14 protein-coding genes are annotated in these 18,213 nt (G+C 69.1%); 4 read left to right on the top strand and 10 right to left on the bottom strand.

The genetic code is table 11. The features are described 5' to 3' along the window. Positions 1-24: 24 nt before the first annotated feature. From ACOQPH_RS17430 to hemE, 6 genes are all read right to left on the bottom strand, one after another. Positions 25-4,875, bottom strand: a complete 4,851-nt coding sequence (locus tag ACOQPH_RS17430) for a DEAD/DEAH box helicase (RefSeq protein WP_420624381.1) — start codon at positions 4,873-4,875, stop codon at positions 25-27. Further along, entirely contained in the window at positions 4,845-5,048 is a 204-nt protein-coding gene (locus ACOQPH_RS17425; protein ID WP_420622575.1) for a CDGSH iron-sulfur domain-containing protein, read from the bottom strand. The genes ACOQPH_RS17430 and ACOQPH_RS17425 overlap by 31 nt, the downstream gene beginning before the upstream one ends. Further along, positions 5,041-7,281, bottom strand: a complete 2,241-nt coding sequence (locus tag ACOQPH_RS17420; protein WP_420622574.1) for a HelD family protein — start codon at positions 7,279-7,281, stop codon at positions 5,041-5,043. Before ACOQPH_RS17420 ends, ACOQPH_RS17425 begins: the two co-directional genes overlap by 8 nt. 140 nt (positions 7,282-7,421) lie before the next feature. After that, positions 7,422-8,876: an apolipoprotein N-acyltransferase gene (gene lnt, locus ACOQPH_RS17415; protein ID WP_420622573.1), complete on the bottom strand. Its 1,455-nt coding sequence runs from the start codon at positions 8,874-8,876 to the stop codon at positions 7,422-7,424. A gap of 11 nt (positions 8,877-8,887) precedes the next feature. After that, a complete protein-coding gene (gene hemG, locus ACOQPH_RS17410) occupies positions 8,888-10,456 on the bottom strand; it encodes a protoporphyrinogen oxidase (protein ID WP_420622572.1) in 1,569 nt (522 codons plus the stop codon). Between the two features lie 50 nt (positions 10,457-10,506). Then, positions 10,507-11,619, bottom strand: a complete 1,113-nt coding sequence (hemE, locus tag ACOQPH_RS17405; RefSeq protein ID WP_420622571.1) for a uroporphyrinogen decarboxylase — start codon at positions 11,617-11,619, stop codon at positions 10,507-10,509. Between the two features lie 158 nt (positions 11,620-11,777). Here hemE and ACOQPH_RS17400 point away from each other — a divergent pair, with 158 nt between their 5' ends. The 3 genes from ACOQPH_RS17400 (at position 11,778) to ACOQPH_RS17390 (ending at position 15,054) form a co-directional block, all read left to right on the top strand. Beyond that, positions 11,778-13,100: a glycosyltransferase family 4 protein gene (locus ACOQPH_RS17400; protein ID WP_420622570.1), complete on the top strand. Its 1,323-nt coding sequence runs from the start codon at positions 11,778-11,780 to the stop codon at positions 13,098-13,100. After that, positions 13,100-13,882 (top strand): class I SAM-dependent methyltransferase, encoded by a 783-nt coding sequence (locus ACOQPH_RS17395; protein ID WP_420622569.1) that lies wholly within the window; start codon positions 13,100-13,102, stop codon positions 13,880-13,882. Before ACOQPH_RS17400 ends, ACOQPH_RS17395 begins: the two co-directional genes overlap by 1 nt. Before the next feature lie 86 nt (positions 13,883-13,968). Continuing rightward, the gene (locus ACOQPH_RS17390; protein ID WP_420622568.1) at positions 13,969-15,054 is read left to right on the top strand and encodes a prenyltransferase; all 1,086 of its coding nucleotides are present in this window, start codon (positions 13,969-13,971) and stop codon (positions 15,052-15,054) included. On the opposite strand, the gene ACOQPH_RS17385 is transcribed toward ACOQPH_RS17390, so the two are convergent. The 4 genes from ACOQPH_RS17385 to ACOQPH_RS17370 all read right to left on the bottom strand — a co-directional run bounded on the left by ACOQPH_RS17385 (position 15,035) and on the right by ACOQPH_RS17370 (position 17,221). Continuing rightward, positions 15,035-15,664, bottom strand: a complete 630-nt coding sequence (locus ACOQPH_RS17385; protein WP_420622567.1) for a class I SAM-dependent methyltransferase — start codon at positions 15,662-15,664, stop codon at positions 15,035-15,037. The genes ACOQPH_RS17390 and ACOQPH_RS17385 overlap by 20 nt on opposite strands. Then, positions 15,664-16,095, bottom strand: a complete 432-nt coding sequence (locus tag ACOQPH_RS17380; protein ID WP_420622566.1) for a GtrA family protein — start codon at positions 16,093-16,095, stop codon at positions 15,664-15,666. The genes ACOQPH_RS17385 and ACOQPH_RS17380 overlap by 1 nt, the downstream gene beginning before the upstream one ends. A 58-nt stretch (positions 16,096-16,153) precedes the next feature. Then, on the bottom strand, positions 16,154-16,657 hold the full coding sequence (locus tag ACOQPH_RS17375; RefSeq protein ID WP_420622565.1) for a DoxX family protein: 504 nt from the start codon (positions 16,655-16,657) through the stop codon (positions 16,154-16,156). Between the two features lie 63 nt (positions 16,658-16,720). Next, on the bottom strand, positions 16,721-17,221 hold the full coding sequence (locus tag ACOQPH_RS17370; protein WP_420622564.1) for a GNAT family N-acetyltransferase: 501 nt from the start codon (positions 17,219-17,221) through the stop codon (positions 16,721-16,723). Positions 17,222-17,291: 70 nt separating this feature from the next. Here ACOQPH_RS17370 and ACOQPH_RS17365 point away from each other — a divergent pair, with 70 nt between their 5' ends. After that, entirely contained in the window at positions 17,292-18,155 is an 864-nt protein-coding gene (locus tag ACOQPH_RS17365; RefSeq protein WP_420622563.1) for a PAC2 family protein, read from the top strand. Positions 18,156-18,213 lie beyond the last annotated feature (58 nt).

Genomic DNA, 18,213 nt, shown 5'->3' with positions numbered 1-18,213 from the left:
GCATCAGCTAACGGTTTTTCGCGATCAAGCGCGCAGTGTGGGGCCTCGGTAGCCGGGGGTGAAGCCGTTGGCCAGCAGGGTGTCGTGCATCGGGTGTTCGGCGGCTGGGGCGGCATCGATGCGTGCCAGCTCGACTCTGGTGAGTCGACCGGTGGCGAGAGCGTTGCGGAGCGCATCGATCCAGCGCAGGTCAGTGTTGGCGTACTCGAAGGTGTGGAGCGTGCGGCCGCCCCGGTCCAGCATCACGAGCGGAAAGCCGTCGGAGAGCACCACATGGCCCCCAGCGGTCCGGCTGGGCCGGCCCTCGCTCTGCGGCCAGCCGAGTGCGGCGCCGTAGGGCTGGGCCGGGTCTGCCGCTCCGAGCACCACCATGTCGCCGGAGCCCTCGCGGTGGTCTCGCAGGCGCTCCACTGCCGCGGCGGTGGCGAACTGTGCGGCCCCGAGGCCTTCCACGAAGTGACCACGCCGCACGCTGCCCCGCTCCTCGAGCGCTCGCAGGATGCCGTAGGCCGCGGCGAAACCTCCTGGGTGACCCTCGGCCAGCACGCCGGGACGGGTGACGATGCCTTGGCGTTCCAGCAGCGCTTGCGCCGCGCCGTGAGCACGCTCAGTCGGCGACGGTGCGGGTTCGCGCAGCAGCGACACCAGCGACCAGCGACCCGCCGCGCTCGGCGGCCCCCCAGCACGCAGGCGTCCCGGGCGGGGCCGATGACTAGGACCCGAGCGTGTCAGCACACCCGATCGGCCTCGTGACGCACCAGCTGCCCGCCTGCCGGGACGCTTGGCCTTCGCTGCACGACCCTTGCGTGGGCCGAGGGCTCGCAGCGGGACGAACGTGTCGTTGGTGACCAGACCGGCCCACACCAAGTCCCACAAAGCTGCCAGCACCCGCTCGGACAGACCGGACAGATCGGCTGGCGCATCGCCTGAGATGGCGGTGTGCACTGCTGCGAACAGATCAGTCCAGAACGCGGCCCCGCGCTCGCCGAGGTGGCTGAGCACGGCTGCCGCCACAGGGTCGTCAGGCTCGTCATCGGGCGGCGGCGCCAGCGTGGCGATCTCGTCGCGCCAGTACAGGCGGACGCGGCCGTCGTTGGGACCGAGCGATCCCGCCCCGATCCACACCAGCTCTCCGCTGGCCAGCAGCGCGTCGAGATCGGCCCCGCTGTAGCGGGCCAAGCGCACCGGCAAGACGTCGGCCTCCAGGATCGACGCCGCCACCGGCGCACCTGCCAACTGGGTGATGGCATCGGCCAGCGCGTCGGCACCCCGACGGGGCCGGTCAATGCTGTGCCAGGCGGACAGGAAACGCGCGTAGGCCTCAGTCAGTACCGGTTCCACCTCGCGGCGCAGTCGGGCCAGGGAGCGCCGGCGCACGGTTCGCAGCACCGTCATGTCACACCACTCGGTGCCAGTGCCGTCGGGACGGAACGCGCCTCGGGTCACCCGTCGGGCCGCCTCGAGGCGGTTGAGCGCCGCTGTTGCCCGAACCTCCGGAATGCCCAGTCGCTGCGCGGCCGACTCGGCTTCAAACGGCACATGCGTTGCTGCGAAGCGAGCCACCAACTCGTCAAGCGGATCGGTGCCTTGGTACGCATCGACTGTGAATGCAGCCGGCAGGCCGACCGGCAAGGCGCACCCCAGTGCGTCACGGCAGCGCGCTGCGTCCTCGACGGCGACGTAGCGGGTCTCATCGGCAATGCGAACCTCAACCGCACGGCGCTCGGCCACCAGCTCGGCCAGCCAGCGCTCTCCCGGCGGCGAGCCTGACGGGTCCGGCTCGCAACGGTGCGTGATTTCCAACGCCGTGAGATCGCCAACTCGGCTCAGCACATCAGCGAGCTCGTCGGCATCGCGGGCACGGCGGCCGTCAGCCAGGCGCTGAAGCTCGAGCTCGAGGGTTGCCAGCACCTCGGCGTCGAGCAGCTCGCGTAACTCCTCGGCACCCAGCAGGTCGGCCAGCAGGTCGCGATCCAGCGCCAGTGCCGCCGCCCGGCGTTCAGCCAGCGGCGCATCGCCGCCATACATGAAGACCGAGATCCAGTCGAAGAGCAGGCTTTGGGCCATCGGCGAGGCACCGTCGGTGTCGACGGTGACCATGCGGATCTTGCGGGACTTGATGTCGCCCAGCACCTCGGCCAGCGCCGGCACGTCAAACACTTCCTGCAGGCACTCGCGGGAGGTCTCGAGCAGCATCGGGAAGCTCGGGTACTTCGCCGCAACCTCCAGCAGTCCCGCCGAGCGCTGACGCTGCTGCCAGAGCGGGACCCTCTCGCCCGGTCGTCGGCGCGGCAGCAGCAGGGCCCGACCGGCAACCTCCCGGAAGCGGGACGCGAACAGTGCCGTCGAGGGCAGGTGGTTCACGATGGCTTCGCGCACCTCGTCGGGATCGAGCGCCAGATCGGGCGCATCGAGGCCAGGGCCGCTTTGGGAGCCCGCCTCGTCGTCTGGAGACCAGACGTCGCCCAATCGCAGCACGATGCCGTCGTCGCTCCACAACAGCTCGACTGGTCCTTCGCCGTGTTGGGCAGCCCCTTGCGCGAGCTTGGCCTGCAGCGCGATGCCCCACGGGGCATGCACCCGGGCACCGAACGGGGTGAGGATGCAGATCCGCCAGTCGCCGATCTCGTCGCGGAACCGCTCCACGACAATCGTGCGGTCATCGGGTACAACGCCAGTCGCAGACCGCTGCGCGTCCAGATACCGCAGGATGTTCTCTGCGGCGGTTCGGTCCAGGCAGTGCTCGCGCTGCAGACGCCCAATCAGCCCAGCGACCGCATCGTCAGAGCTGTCCGTGGCGAAGTCGAGCGGCAGCGGGTCGGGCAACTGGTCGCCGACCGAGCGGATGAACGCCCCCACCGCCCGGCCCAGCTCGAGCGGTCGGCCAGGGCCGTCGCCGTGCCAGAACGGCATCTTGCCCGGCTCGCCCGGCGCAGGCGTGACCACGACACGGTCGAAGGTGATCTCGGCAATCCGCCACGTGGACGCCCCCAGCAGGAACGTCTCGCCCACGCGGGCCTCGTACACCATTTCCTCGTCCAGCTCGCCCACACGCGATCCGTCGGTGGTGAACACTGCGTACAGACCCCGGTCGGGAATGGTGCCGGCGTTGGTGACCGCCAAGCGGCCTGCCCCCTGACGAGCACGGAGCATCCCGGTGGAGCGGTCCCAGACGATGCGCGGCCGTAGCTCGCGGAACTCCTCTGACGGGTAACGGCCGGCGAGCAGGTCGAGCACCGACGAGAACACCTCTTCGCTGAGCTGTTCGTAGGGGGCGGCACGGCGCACGACGCCAAGCAGGTCGTTCACCGACCAGTCGTCGACCGCGACCATCGCCACGACCTGCTGGGCCAGCACGTCGAGCGGCTGGCGGGGGAAGCGGATCGATTCGATCTCGCCGGTGCCCATTCGCTGTGCCACCACTGCCGCCTCGACGAGATCGCCGCGGTGGCGGGGGAAGATCTTCCCCACACTCGGCGCGCCGACTTGGTGACCCGCGCGCCCGATGCGCTGCAATCCCGCCGCCACCGACGGGGGCGAGGCCACCTGAATCACCAGGTCCACCGCTCCCATGTCGATGCCGAGCTCCAGCGATGAGGTAGCCACGATGGCGCGCACACGGCCCGCCTTCAGGTCGTCTTCGATGGATAGCCGCTGTTCGCGGCTGAGCGAACCGTGGTGGGCTCTCACCAGCTCTGCGCCCTCCGGCGGCGAGGTGCCTTCGGCCTCGGCGGCGCGGTTCAGCCCGTCCAGATGCAGTTCGTTCAACCGCGAGGCCAGCCGTTCGGCCAGCCGGCGAGCATTGGTGAAGATGATGGTGGATCGGTGCGCGTAGACGAGCTCCAGCAGGCGCGGGTGGATGGCGGGCCAGATGCTGTTGGAGTGGGTCTGCGGTGCTGGACTGCCTGGGACTGTCGGCGCTGTGTCCGATGGCGCCACCGCAAGCTCCGGCGCTGTGTCCGATGGCGCCACCGCAAGCTCCGGCGCTGTGTCCGATGGCGCCGCCCCACGCGGCGCTGCGAAGTCATCGTCGTGATCGACTCGCACGTTGCCGTTGGGCGTTCCCGCAGCGCTGGCAGCTGCCAGGTCGCCCATGTCGGACACCCCGACGATGACCTCCACGTCGAGCTGAGAGCTCATGCCCGCATCGGCGATCACGACGTGCCTGGAGGCCGGCTGGTCGGGATCGTTGCCGCCGAGGAACCGGGCGACTTCAGACAGTGGTCGTTGGGTGGCCGACAAGCCGATCCGCTGCGGTTGCTCGACGGTCAGCTCGCACAGCCGCTCCAGCGACAGCGCCAGGTGCGTGCCCCGCTTGGTGGCGGCCACCGAGTGGATCTCGTCGACGATGACCCAGCGCACCCATCGCAGCGTCTCGCGCGCCTGCGAGGTCAGCATGAGATACAGCGACTCGGGCGTGGTGATGGCGATGTCGGGTGGCCGGGTGATCAGCCGCCGCCGCTCAGCGGCGCTGGTGTCACCCGTACGCACGCCGACGGTCGGTGTGTGCATATCGGTGCCAAGGCGCTCGGCGGCCAGGCCGATGCCAGCTAGCGGCGCTCGCAGGTTCTTGTCGATATCGACTGCCAGCGCCCGCAGCGGCGACAGGTACAGCACCCGGGTGCGTTCGGCACGCGGCGGCTCGGGCTCGGACATGACCCGATCGATGGCCCACAGGAATGCAGCGAGCGTCTTGCCCGAGCCGGTCGGCGCAGCGATCAGGCAGTGGCTGCCCGCCGAGATGCTCTCCCATCCCGAGACCTGACATTGCGTCGGCGCGGCAAATGTTGAGGAGAACCACGCCGCAGTGGGCGTGGAGAATGCCGCGAGCGAGGGGTGCGTGTCTAGCTCGGGGGGTTGAGGGCGCCGTCGAATCCTTGATTGTGGCTGCCGTCGCACATCGGCTTCGTGCCCGACTGGCCGCAGCGGCACAGAGCCACGACCGAATCGCTGTCGGCCACCGAGTTTCCTTCGTGGTCGTCGATCTGGCACAAACCGCGGACCAGCAGCGGTCCGTTGTTCAGCACTGTCACCGTGACATCAGCCATGTGATTCTCCCGAGTTCACCTCAACCGCATCGGCGTTTGCGGCGGTGCGGCCAGTGTTGCACGACTCGGCGCCGCGCATGATCTCCGCCCGGAGCGGATCGGGCAGCGGCTGTGAGTACACCACCGCAACTCTCTTGGTAGCGCGAGTCAGCGCTACGTAGAGAGCCCGCAGGCCCTGGGGTTCCTCATCGACCATCGCGCCGGGTTCCACCACCACGACACCGTCGGTTTCGAGGCCCTTGCACAGGCGCACGGGCGCCAAGGTGACGCGCGGGTGCAGCGCACCGGTGGCGTTGCGGCTGGCCGCGGTGGCGCGGCCGAAATCCACACCAGCTTCTGCCAACAGCGCCGCGATCTCGTCCATGAACTGGGTGGGCGACACCACGAGCATGCTCCCGCCGTCGAGCGCGACAGCCTCGGAATTCACCGTCTCAAGCACGGTGTGAGCCAAGCTCAGAGGCGCCGGCACAAAACGAGGCGGCGACCCGTCGATGCGCACGGCAGCTGGCGGCGCGAGACCGGGCGCAGCTGCCGCGAGCACACGATTGGCGAGTTCAAGGCTGGGCTGGGGAATGCGGTAGCTGAGGGTGAGCTCAGCCAGCCGCGGAGGCACCGGACCCGACGGCAGGTGAGCGAGGATTTCCTGCCAACCCGATGGCGCGTGCGCAGACGTGGCCTGGGCGATGTCGCCGACCAGCGTCATCGAGCCGTTGAGCGAGCGCCTGGCAATCATCCGCAGCGCCATCGGTGGCTGGTCCTGGCACTCGTCGACCACGATGTGCCCGTACGTGCGCATCTCGGTGTCGCTGCGTCGCTTGCGTGAGCGCGACCGGGGCCCCAGCACGGCATAGGCCTCATCGAGCAGCGCAACGTCGGCATCGCTCCACTCGTAGTCAGCTTCGCTGTCGCCGCGGGGCCGATGCAGCGATTCCCATTCGACCTCACGCAGCACGCCGGCAGCCGCTGAACGAAGCAGCGCGCGTGAGCCGAACAGGTCGCGCAGCAGCTGTGCCGGCGTCAACAGCGGCCACATGCGCTCGAACGCCGCCATCACCTCAGGGTGACGGGCGAATCGGTCACGCAGCTTGACGGGGTCGGGCCGACGCCGGTGAGAGGCCGACATGGCCGCGTAAACCTCCTGCTCCACGAAGGCACGACCGGCGTTGTGATGGCGGAACCGGCGGCGAGCCTCGGCCACGATGGCGCGTGACGTGCTTGCGGCAAGGGTGACGTAGCTCAGCCCGAACTCCAAGCGAAGGTCGCTGCGGAGAGCTCGTTGGCGGTCCCGCACGGCGTTCACGATGACCTGTGACATGCGGGCATCGCCCTTGGTGCGAGCGACGTCGGGTGCGTCTGCAAATCGGATCCGCACCTCGGGGAAGATGTCGTTGAACAGATCGGCCAGCACGAACAGGTGCACGCCGACCTCGCCCAGGCTGGGCAGCACGCGCTCGACGTAGCGCAGGAAGAGTCGATTGGGGCCGACAACCAGCACACCTTGGCCTGCGAGCGGGAAACGGTATGTGTAGAGCAGGTAGGCGGCACGGTGCAACGCCACGATCGTCTTGCCGGTACCGGGGCCGCCCTGGCAGACCAGGATGCCCTTGCGTGGGCTGCGGATGATCTCGTCCTGCTCGGCCTGAATGGTCGACACGACCTGGCGCAGCTGGCCGTCTCGGCGCTCTTCGAGGGCCGCATAGAGCGCCCCGTGGCCGTTCAGCCGCGGTCGGCCATTGTCGGAGGAGCCGCCGTCGAGAGCGTCGAGGTCGAAGACCTCGTCTTCCAGGTCTGCGAGGATCCGGCCACGGCACACGAAGTGGCGGCGCCGCAGCAACCCCAACGGGTCGCCGCCGGTCGCACGGAAGAACGGCTCCGCGACCGGGGCCCGCCAGTCCACCACGACGGGCTCCTGCCGCTCGTCGGCAACGCCCAGCCGGCCGATGTAGAAGGTCTCGCTGGGACCGGTGGCACCGGGCTCGGGGGCGTCGTCGCTGGTCTTGGCCGGCCGGTCGATGCGGCCGAACACCAGCGACGACGAACCCAGCTCGAGCTGGCTGAGGCGACCTGCCACGGCGTCCTCGATGACGTCGCGTTCGAACCTCGCCTGCCGGGTGCCACCGCGGCCGACCTCGACCATGTCGCGCAGCCGCGTCGCTCGCTCCCGGGAAGACTCCAGAAGCGCATGCGCGCGGTCGATATGTGCTTGTTCTGCCTGGATTTCCGGATGGCTCACGCTTGGCTCGTCACCGTTATTGAGGCTGATCAAGGCTACTTGGGGCGGGTGGTACCGGTGCGCCTCTTGGCGCGCGCAAGTGACACAGCGCGCCTCTTGGCGCGGGCGAATGGCACAGCGCGCCTAGGGGCGTGCGTCATTCACACAGCGCGCCCATTCGTGCGCGCAGCTGTCACGGCGCACGATGCCAGAACGACGACAGCAGCCAGCATGAGGGGCCATGAGCCCAGCACCGTCGCCGGGGTGGATCCCGAGCGAAGGTCCACATTGGCGGCCAGAACGACGGATTCGCGTAGCTCGCTGCGATGTGTGATCTCGCCCTTCGGGGACACGATCGCGCTGTAGCCGGTGGTGGAGGATTGCAGCACCCAGCGACCCGACTCGACGCCTCGCAGCCGGGCGCTGGCCAGCGACTGCGCCGGTACCACCGACGTGCTGTACGACGACGCGAGCGTGGGGTTGGCCACGATGCGCCCGCCCGCACGGACACCGTCGCGGACCAACTCGCTGAAGTACACCTCGTAGGACGTGACAGCAGCAATGTCGCCCAATGAGGTCGTCAACAGGCCCGGACCGGCACCTCCGATCGCCTCCCGGGAAATCAGCGACAGGTCGGCGAACCGCTCCACCACGCTGCGCAGCGGCACGTACTCGCCGAAGGGCACCAGGTGGGCCTTGTCGTACCGGTCCGACAGTCCGGTGTTGGGATCGACAGCAACGGTCGCGTTGCGGAAGCGCTGGCCGTCGGGGGTCCGCTCGTAGAAGTTGGCCACGAGCACCACATCGCGTTCCGCGGCCAGCGCCTCAAGTTCTGCCAGACGGTCGGACGCCTCGAGGGGACCGTCGCTGGAGGTGCTGCTCTCGCTCCACAGCATCAGATCTGCGTTGCCCCCCCAGGCCGCGGTGGCCTCAAGGTGCCGAGTCCGCACGCTGCGCTGGGGCGTGTCGACGTTCGTACCCAACTCGCCGCCGGCCTGCACGACCGCGGCGGTGATGGTGGCATCGACGGTCGTCGCCGGCCAGGCCAGTGCCGCGAGGGGAAGGCCGATCGCAGCCACCGCTGGCCACGCCACGTCGCACCATTCCCGAGCACAGAGCCGCTCGACGATGACGGCCCCGACGCCGACCAGCGCGATCACGCCCAGCGGGCCGGCCAGGACGGCGACGCCCAGCCATGGCCCCTCGACCTGTCCCAGCGCCAGGTTGGACATCGGGACGCCGCCGAACGGCACGCGCCAGCGCACTGCCTCGCCCAGCACCAGCGCTGCGGGCACGCCGAGGGTCCGCCGCCAGCCGCTCGGGGCGACGAGCGAGGCCGGGAGCGCCATGATGAGCGCTTCGACCGGTACGGCCACGATCCATCCCGGCAACGTCAGCTCGGTCATCCAGAACAGCCCGAGCACGTACGCGCCCAGCCAGAAGGCGCCTGCTGCTTCGAGCCGGTCGCGCCAGCGACCTGCGCCCCGGTTGCAATAACGCAGCCACAGGCCCAGGCCGATGGGCCCGAGCGGCCACAGCCCCCATGGAGGCAGCGACAACATGGTGAGCGCCCCGAGCGCGACGGCCAGGCTGTCGCGTAGGAGTCGTTGTCTCATCGCTGGACGGCTCACGGCGAGGTGATGGGCGGGCCTGAGCCGAGGTGCTGCACCACTGCTGCTGCCGCTTCATTGCCTTGCCGGATGCAGGCGGGGATACCAAGTCCCCGGTAGGCTGCACCGGTCACGAACACACCGGGGAGTTCGCGGGCGAGTGCGCTCTCGATGCGCTCGACGAGATGTCCGTGACCCGGCACGTACTGGGGCAGTGACCGCTCCCAGCGCGAGACGCGCCACGACGTGATTGCCGCGGGATCGCGCAGCGCTCGCAGGGGCGCCAGGCCAGACAGCTCCCCCACCACGGTTTCCAGCAGCTCGCGGTCACCCACGCGCGTGTGGCGGTCGTCGTCATGCCGGCCGACCGAAACACGCAGGATGGCGTTCGGGATGCCCCCGTTGCCCCCATCGCCGGCGTCGCTGTTGCCGGCGTCGCTGTTGCCGCCGCCGGACCACTTCGGCCACTTCGCCGACCCGTAGCTGCAGGCCGTCGTCAGCCAGCCGGTGTCTCGGGTGACCAGCAAGCCGGCCTCCTGCGGCGCTTCGATGGCATCGGGGCGCACGCTGAGCGTCACCACGGCAACCGACGCGTAGTCGATGCGCGCGAGCGCAGCGGCAGCGTCGGGCGCGCTTGGCAGCATCTGGGCCGCCGCGTGGGCGGGTGCAGCGACGATGACTGCGTCTGCGGCAAGCACCTCGGACCCGGTGTCCACGGCGAACCGTGTTCCGGGGCGCCGGATTGCTTCCACCGAGTGGCCGAGCCGCAAGATGCATCCGTCGAGCCGCTGCATTAGCGCTTCGACCAGCCGACCCATCCCGCCTTCGAAGCTGCCGAAGATCGGTGCCGGACCGTCGGCACCTGGGATGGGGGCCGGTTGCATCGCGCGCAGTCCCCGCATGAGCGAGCGGCTGCGTCCGAGCGCTTCGCCCAGGATCGGCGCCGACATTGTTGCGTCCAGCCGGTTGATGTCCCCCGCGCTGATGCTGCCGAGCAGCGGGTCGACCACCCTGGACGCCACCGCCGCTCCGAGCCGGGAGCGCACGATGTCGCCCACGCTGGCGGACTCGAGCCGTAAGCGCACGTTCTCGCCCGGGTCGGATGTCACCACGTCGATCCCGTCAGGACCCAATCGGCGTGCGGTGAACCGGCGCGGCAGCACATAGTCGGCTGCGGCGCGCAGCGTGCCCGCAAGGCCCAATAGCGGGGAACGCAGCAGCGGTCCGAGCCGGGTCGGCACCCCGCCCACTAGTCCGTCGGGAAGGGACGTGAGCTGCGGACCGTCTGGGCCGGCGTGAACGACCGAGGCACCGCCGATCGATGGCGAGATGCGCTCGGCCGAGATTCCCAGCTCGTCGCAGAGCTCGATCGCCCAGGGCACCCGCAGCAGGAATGCATCGGCGCCCTCGTCGACGGGCACGCCTTCGAAGGGAGTTGTGTGGATCTTGCCGCCCAGGCGCTCGGCGCTGTCGATCAGCACCACCCTGGGCACCGCAGTTCCGGCGTCAGCGGGATGCAGCAGGCGGTACGCAGCAGTCAGCCCGGTGATCCCGCCGCCGACCACGACGACCCGCCTAGGTGCCATGACTACAGGTCACCATGACTACTGGGTGCCATGACGAGGGCCCCGTTCGCTCACTCGTGCTGGCTTGCGTGCGCCGGCTGGTACGCATGCACATGGTCTGTCAGGCGCTGCAGCACAATTGGGTCGGTCTCGGGCAGCACGCCGTGGCCCAGGTTGAAGATGAAGCCGGGCTGCTGGGTGCCTTCGGCCAGGATGCGGTCGGCCGCTGCGCGCACGGCTGGCCAGCCGGCGAGGCACAGCACCGGATCCAAGTTGCCCTGCAGCGCCACACCGGGCCCTACTCGCTGGCGTGCAGCACCCAGCGGTACTCGCCAGTCCACCCCCACCACATCGGCGCCGACCTGGGCCATCTGGTCAAGCAATTCACCGGTGCCGACACCGAAGTGCGCTCGTGGCACACCGAGGTCGGCCAGATCGTCGAACACACGCTTGCTGTGCGGCGCCACGAACGCGGCGTAGTCGGCGGGCGACAGCGTGCCTGCCCAGGAGTCGAACAGCTGCACCGCGCTGGCGCCGGCAAGCACCTGCGATCGCATCGACGCCACCGCGATGGAGGCGAGGCGTTCCATCAGGTCGTGCCACAGCGCCGGGTCGGTGTGCATGAGCGCTTTGGTCAGGGCGTGCTGGCGCGACGGTCGGCCTTCGACCAGGTAGCTCGCCACCGTGAACGGCGCCCCAGCGAAGCCGATGAGAGGGACGTCGAGCTTCGCTGCCAGCAGCCGCACGGTCTCGAGCACATAGGGGGTGTGTGCTTGCGCATCGAGCTCGGGCAGGCGGTCGAGGTCGGAGCGGCTGCGCAGCGGCTCGGCGGCCACGGGACCCACTCCGGGCACCACGTCGATCCCGAAGCCGACTGCTGCGGCGGGCACCACGATGTCGGAGAACAGCACCGCCACATCGACGCCGTAGCGGCGGACCGGCTGCAGCGTGATCTCGGCCGCGGTGGCCGGGTCCGCGATGGCGTCGAGGATGCTCCCCTCGCCGCGCAGCGCCCGGTACTCGGGCAGCGAGCGGCCGGCCTGCCGCTGGAACCACACCGGCACGCGCCCGGTCGGCTGGCAGCGGGCTGCCCGCAGATACAGGCTGTCGCTCAGACGGCGGCTGGGGTGGTCAGCGGGCAGCAACCCGGCGGGCATCGTGACGGTTTCGGAAGTGCCAGCCATGCGCTGCGAACGGTACCGGCACCGGCTCGTAGTGCTCTCGTTCTCCGACAAGGGACACGGCCGGCAGGGACAGACCGCCCAGTAGCCTCACGCAACCCCGGCGAACTCGCCTACCCACCGCTGATTCGCTGGGTTCTCGCTTGCTGACGGAGGCTGCGATGGGTCCCGACATTGGACTGGTCGAAGCCGAGCGTCCGCTGCGCGTTGCGCTGCTGACCTACAGGGGCCACCCCTGGGTGGGCGGACAGGGCGTCTACGTCCGCCACCTGGTGCGCGAGCTGTCAATGCTCGGCCACAGCGTCGAGGTGTTCAGTGGACCGCCCTACCCGCACCTCGATGAGGGCATCAAGCTGACCGAGCTTCCAAGCCTCGACCTGTATCGCATGCCCGACCCGTTCCGGGTGCCGAAGCTGGCGGAGTTCCGTTCTCCGATCGACGTGCTGGAGTGGGTCATCACCTGCACGGCCTCGTTCGCCGAACCGCTGACGTTCAGCCTGCGGGCATTTCAGGCGCTGCTCAGCCGGCTCGACGACTTCGACCTGGTGCACGACAACCAGTGCTTGGGCTACGGCATCGACTGGCTGCGACGGGCCGGCATGCCAACGCTGGGCACCATCCATCACCCGATCACCGTCGACCGGCGACTGGAGATCGCCCATGCGCCCACGCGGGGCAAACGGCTTGCCATGCGGCGTTTCTACGCCTTCACCCGCATGCAGAACCGGGTGGCTCGGCGTCTCGATCGCATTGTGACCGTGTCCACCAACAGCTTCGACGACATTGTGTCCGACCTGGGCGTGGATCCCGCTCGCCTGAACATCGTCACAGTCGGCGTCGATCCCGACCAGTTCCGACCCCTGCCCGACGTGACGCCGGTGCCGGGCCGGCTCATGACCACGGCCAGCGCGGATGTGGTCATGAAGGGTCTCGCCTACCTGCTCGAGGCACTGGCGAAGTTGCGAGTCGAGAACCCCGCACTGCACCTGGTGGTGATCGGCCGACCGAAGGACGACTCGGCGGCAAGCCGGCGCATCGACCAGCTCGACTTGGCCGGCAGCGTCGAGTTCGTGAGCGGCGTGCCCGACGAACGCATCGTCGAGCTGTACAACGAGGCACAACTGGCCGTGGTGCCGTCCCTGTATGAAGGGTTCTCGCTGCCCGCCGTGGAAGCGATGTCGTGTGGAGTGCCATTGGTGGCGACCACCGGCGGCGCCCTGCCCGAGGTCACCGGCCCAGACGGCGAGACGTGCCTGCAGGTGCCCCCCGGCGACTCGGAGGCCCTCGCAGCCCGCATCGGCTGGGCGCTGTCTCAGCCCGAACTGCGATCGACCGTGGGAGCGGCCGGACGGGCGCGGGTGAAGGCCAACTACTCGTGGGCGGCGACGGCCCGCAAGACCGTCGAGCAATACCGGGCATTGCTGGCAGATGTCCCGGCGAGGCAGCCGCGCACATCTGCGATCAGGGCGCTCGCCAGCCGCTGATGCTCACTGTCGACTACGAGCGGCTCGGCGCCCAACGTGGCGACCGGGTGCTGGATCTCGGTTGCGGCGCGGGCCGCCACGCCTTCGAGAGCGTCCGGCGAGGCTGCGTCACCGTCGCCTCGGATCGTGATCCCGACGAACTGCGCTCCGTCACGGACATGTTCGCGGCCATGGACGACACCGGGGAGATCGCCTCGCAGTCCGCGCAACGGCTCGCCCACGCGGTCGTGGCCGATGCCACGTCGTTGCCTTACGCAGACGCCAGCTTCGACCGGATCATCGCAGCGGAGGTGCTCGAGCACATCGTCGACGACGAGCGGGCCATCGCAGAGCTGGCACGGGTGCTGCGGCCCGGCGGCACCATCGCGGTCACCGTCCCGGCGCCCGCCGCCGAGCGAGTCTGCTGGGCGCTCTCAAGCGACTACCACTCACCCAAAGTGCCCGACGGCCACGTGCGCATCTACGGCTCGGACGAGTTGCGGACGAAGCTGGCCGCGGCAGGCATGTACGTCTCCGACAGCCACGGCGCACACGGCCTGCACACGCCGTACTGGTGGCTGCGCTGCCTGGTGGGTCCTCGCAACGACGCCAATCCGCTGGTGCGGGCCTATCACCGGCTGCTCGTGTGGGACATCACGGCGGCGCCACCGCTGACGCGCACGTTGGACCGGCTGCTCAACGCGGTGCTGCCCAAGTCGACAGTGCTCTACGCATACAAGGCGCCGGCACGTACCAGCGCGGCGAGCGGTGCCGAGTTGGTGGGAGATTCGCATGCCTCCTGAGTCCGCGCTGCCCGACACGGCGCTGGCCGGCGTCCGCACAACGCCGTCGGTTGGCGGGCCGCTCGCCGAACCGGTGGGGGCCGCAGATGCCGCCTGAGTTCGCACCATCGGGAATCGCTGCGGCTCCCGACCACGGCCCGAACCATTCCGGGCAGCTCGCCGTCGGCACCGCGCCGCTGCTGTCGCCTCGACAGGTCGCTTCTACGGCTGATGCCATCGATGCCTGCCAGCAGCCGGGCGGCCTCATCCTGTGGTTCGAAGGCGGGCACGCCGATCCGTGGAATCACGTCGAGGCCGCCATGGCGCTGGCGTCAGCGGGCAGGCACAACGCTGCCGAGACCGCCTACGAGTGGATGCGGGCGAATCAGCAGGCTTCGGGCAGCTGGCACAACTACTACACCGCGCATGGAATCAAGGACGCCAAGGTCGACACGAACTGCTGCGCCTATGTGGCCGTGGGCGTGTGGCATCACTGGCTCTCGACTGCAGACCGCGGGTTCGTCGAGACGATGTGGCCGGCGGTGGCACGTGCCCTTGACTTCGTGGTGGGACTGCGAACCGCCAGCGGGCACATCCCGTGGGCGGTGCACGCCGACGGCACGCCGTGGCCGTATGCGCTCCTGACCGGCTCGTCGTCGATCGTTCATTCGCTGCGATGCGGGCTGGCGCTGGCGAGCCTGCTGGGCCACGAGCGACCGGCGTGGGCTCGCACGCTGGCACGCACCGAACGCCAGATCCGCCACCGACCCGATGGCTTCGAGCCCAAGGATCGCTGGGCGATGGACTGGTACTACCCAGTGCTGTGCGGAGCCGTTGACGGGGCGCAGGCCCGGGCCCACCTCGCCACAGGCGCACCGAAGTTCCTGCTCGGCAACCACGGCGTGCGCTGTGTGGCCGATCAGCCCTGGGTGACCGCCGCGGAGACCTGCGAGTGCGCGCTCGCGTACCTGCGCGCCGGTGAGGAGGCCACCGCCCGCCAGCTCATTGAGGCCACTGAGCCACTGCGGACGGCCGACGGCGCCTACTACACAGGCTGGGTCGTGCCGCAGGGCAAGACCTTCCCGCACGAAGAACAGTCGGCCTACACGGCGGCGGCTGTGCTCCTGGCCACTGACGCTCTCGACCGCCGGACCGCGGCTGTAGAGGCACTCATCACTGCGCCTCGGCCCTGATCGGTCTGCCCAAGATGCGCAGGCTGCCTTCGGCGGCGTGCTCAGTGAAGCCGTCGGCGAGGGCCCGGAGCCAGATCTCGTAGGGAGGACGGCCGCCGTCGGCGGGATCGGGAAATACGTCGTGGATGGCCAGTAGGCCGCCGGGCATCACTTTGGGGGACCAAGCTTCGTAGTCGGCGTGGGCAGGGGCCTCGCCATGACCGCCGTCGATGAACACCAGGGCGGCATCGCCCCAGTGGGCCGCGATAGTGACCGAGTCGCCCACGACGGGCACCACGGTGTCTTCGAGACCGGCACGCTCGATGGTCTGGCGCAGCAGCGGCAGGGAGTCCATGCGACCGGTGCGGGGATCGACCATGTCCGCGTCGTGATGCTCCCAGCCGGCCTGCATCTCTTCGGATCCGCGGTGGTGGTCGATGGTGAACAACACGCCCCCGACCTCCGCCGCGCAAGCACCCAGGTACACCGCCGACTTGCCGCAATACGAGCCGATCTCGACGAGCGGTCCGCGTGGAGCCGCCTCGACGGCGGCCCGGTACAGCGCCAAGCCCTCGGTGTGGGGCATGAAGCCCTTCACCTGCTGGGCCAGCGCAGCCAGCTTCGGGTTCATCAGCGCTCCGGGGTGCCGGTCACCCGATGGGACGCTGGACGGGCGAACAGCACACGGTCGAGCAGCAGGAACTTGCCGACCCACAGGGCGCCGAATCCGACCAGGTTGGCTCCCGAGACGGCGACGGTGGAGTGCCACCACCCCTCGGCCAGCGCCACGAACAGCGACGAGACGCCCAAGCCGGCGAGGCTGTAGCCCCAGAACGGCAGGATTTCTCGGGTGACCGAGTGCCGGTCGGTGCGAGCCCACACCCAGCGCCGGTTGGCGTAGTACGCGGGCCCGGCCGCCACGCACACTGCCACCACGTTGGCGACCACCGCGGGCCAGCCGAGCACCGCGTACGCGAGAACCAGCACGCCTTGAGTCACAACCACCGTGCCCGCTGACACGGTGCCATAGCCAGCCAGTCGACCCAGCAATCCCCAGCTCATCGCTTGAGTCTCATCGCCGGGGTCTCATTGCCTGAGCCTCACGGACGAGTCCCAAACGTCACGTCTCCGCTGGCGCATTCGGTCGGTAGAACGCGGCCAGCAGCAGGATCGTCGAGGCGAGCCCGCCTGCAATGGCGACGACGAACCACACAGGGCCGCTCCAGTCGAGACCCAGCGCGTTGTCGAGCGACCAGTCGCCGGGCCCGGCTGCCGCCACTGACGCCGCAGCCACGGCGAGCACGAACACGTACTCCCAGCCCTCGCGAATGATGAAGAACCCGTTGCTGCGGTGGCCGACCCACCCAGCCGTCGTCATCACGCCGATGAACGCCATCGCGCTGAGTGGCGTCACCAGCCCGAGTGCCAGGCCGAAACCAGCGCAGATCTCGGTGAGGGCCGCGACGTACGCGTGGAGCAAACCGGGGCGCAGACCTTCGGATTCGAACCAATTGCCGACGCCGCGGATGCCGCCCCGGAACTTGGCGATGCCGTGCAGCGCCAAGGTGACGCCGACGATGACTCGCAGGACGAACAGGCCCAAGTTGATGCTGTCAGGATCCATGATTCCGGGTTCCCCTAGTGGTGTGTGGCAGTGGTGGGCGAGACCGTCGCGCCCGAACGGTACTCACAGCTCAAGTCGGTAGACGTTGGTGGTGCGCTGCGCAAAGCCGAGCCGGGCGTAGAGGCGGTTCGCGGCCTCTCGGTCAGGTCGCGAGGTGAGGTCGACGGTGCGCGCGCCCGCCTGTCGAGCAATCTCGATGGCCCGCCGGTTCAGCGCTGCGCCGATGCCGCGGCCGCGCGCGGCTTCGTCCACCACGACGTCTTCTATCCAAGCCCGCACGCCGCTCGGCAGTGGGAACAGCACGAGAATCATCGCGCCGACAATCTCATCGGATCCGGCCTCACCAGACCCTGTGCGGGCGACGAGCACCGTGTTGGCCGGATGGCCGACGATGCCCTCGAGCGTCTCGGCATCTGGCGGCGGCGAGCTCGACAGTTGCGGATGCAGCCGCACAAAGGCGGTGACCACGACGTCGTCGACACGCTCGCACGCCTCGATGCGAACATCGGCATGGTGCGTGCCCGCGTCGGCGGTGCCGCCTTGAGCACTGGCGAGATCAGCCACGGTGCGCATCGTAGGGGCAGACCCGGGCGTCGGGGTCGGCCTGCGTGGGGGTGCCGGTAGCCTCGCCGCCGTGGGCCATCTCGAGTGGTTCGAACGACCCGAACCCAGCAGCGACTCCGTGCTCATCGCAGCGTTCTCTGGCTGGAACGACGCCGGCGATGCGGCCACCGAATCGGCCAAGTACCTGCGGCGACGCTTCCGCTGCCATCCCGTGGCCCAGATCGATCCGGAGTACTTCTACGACTTTGCCTCGGTGAGGCCCAGCGTGCAGGTCGTCGACGGCGAGCGGCAGATCGACTGGCCCACGCCAGACGTACGGATCGGCGAGGCCGACGACGGACGGACGGTGATCACCGTGCTGGGTGTGGAACCCCGGCTGCGCTGGCGCACCTTCTGTGACGTGATCATCGAGATGGCGAATTCGCTGGGCGTCTCCACCGTCGTAACGCTGGGCGCTCTACTCACTGACACCCACCACAACGCCCCGATCAACGTCGTGGGCGCCTCCAACAACGCCGCCCTCAACCTCACCATGGGCTTGCGCCAATCCACCTACGAGGGCCCGACAGGCATCATCGGCGTGCTCAACGACGCCTGCCATCGAGCCGGCTTCGCCAGCGTGTCGTTCTGGGCGACCGTTCCGACCTACGTGCACAACTACCCCTCGCCGAAGGCCGCCTTGGCACTGGCTGAGCGGGTCGCCCGATTCATGGGCATCAACCTGGGCGAGTCGGAATTGCACAGCGCCGCCGCCAACTATGGCCACCAGATCGACGAGCTGGTGGCGGGTGACGACACCCTCGCCCAATACGCACAGCAGATTCTCGAGGAGTCCGCCGCCGAAGCCGTCGAGGACTTCAGCGAAATGGTCGAGAACCCCGACGGCCTCTTCGACGAGCTGGAGCAGTTCTTGCGTCAGCAAGAACCAGACTGATCAGCTGCGTCAGCAAGAACCAGACTGATCAGCTGCGTCAGCAAGAACCAGACTGATC

The organism is Candidatus Poriferisodalis sp. (assembly GCF_965221945.1).
GTDB lineage: Bacteria > Actinomycetota > Acidimicrobiia > Acidimicrobiales > Poriferisodalaceae > Poriferisodalis.
Note: the sequence above shows the minus strand (reverse complement) of the source record. Positions and strands in the feature narration are given on the sequence as shown.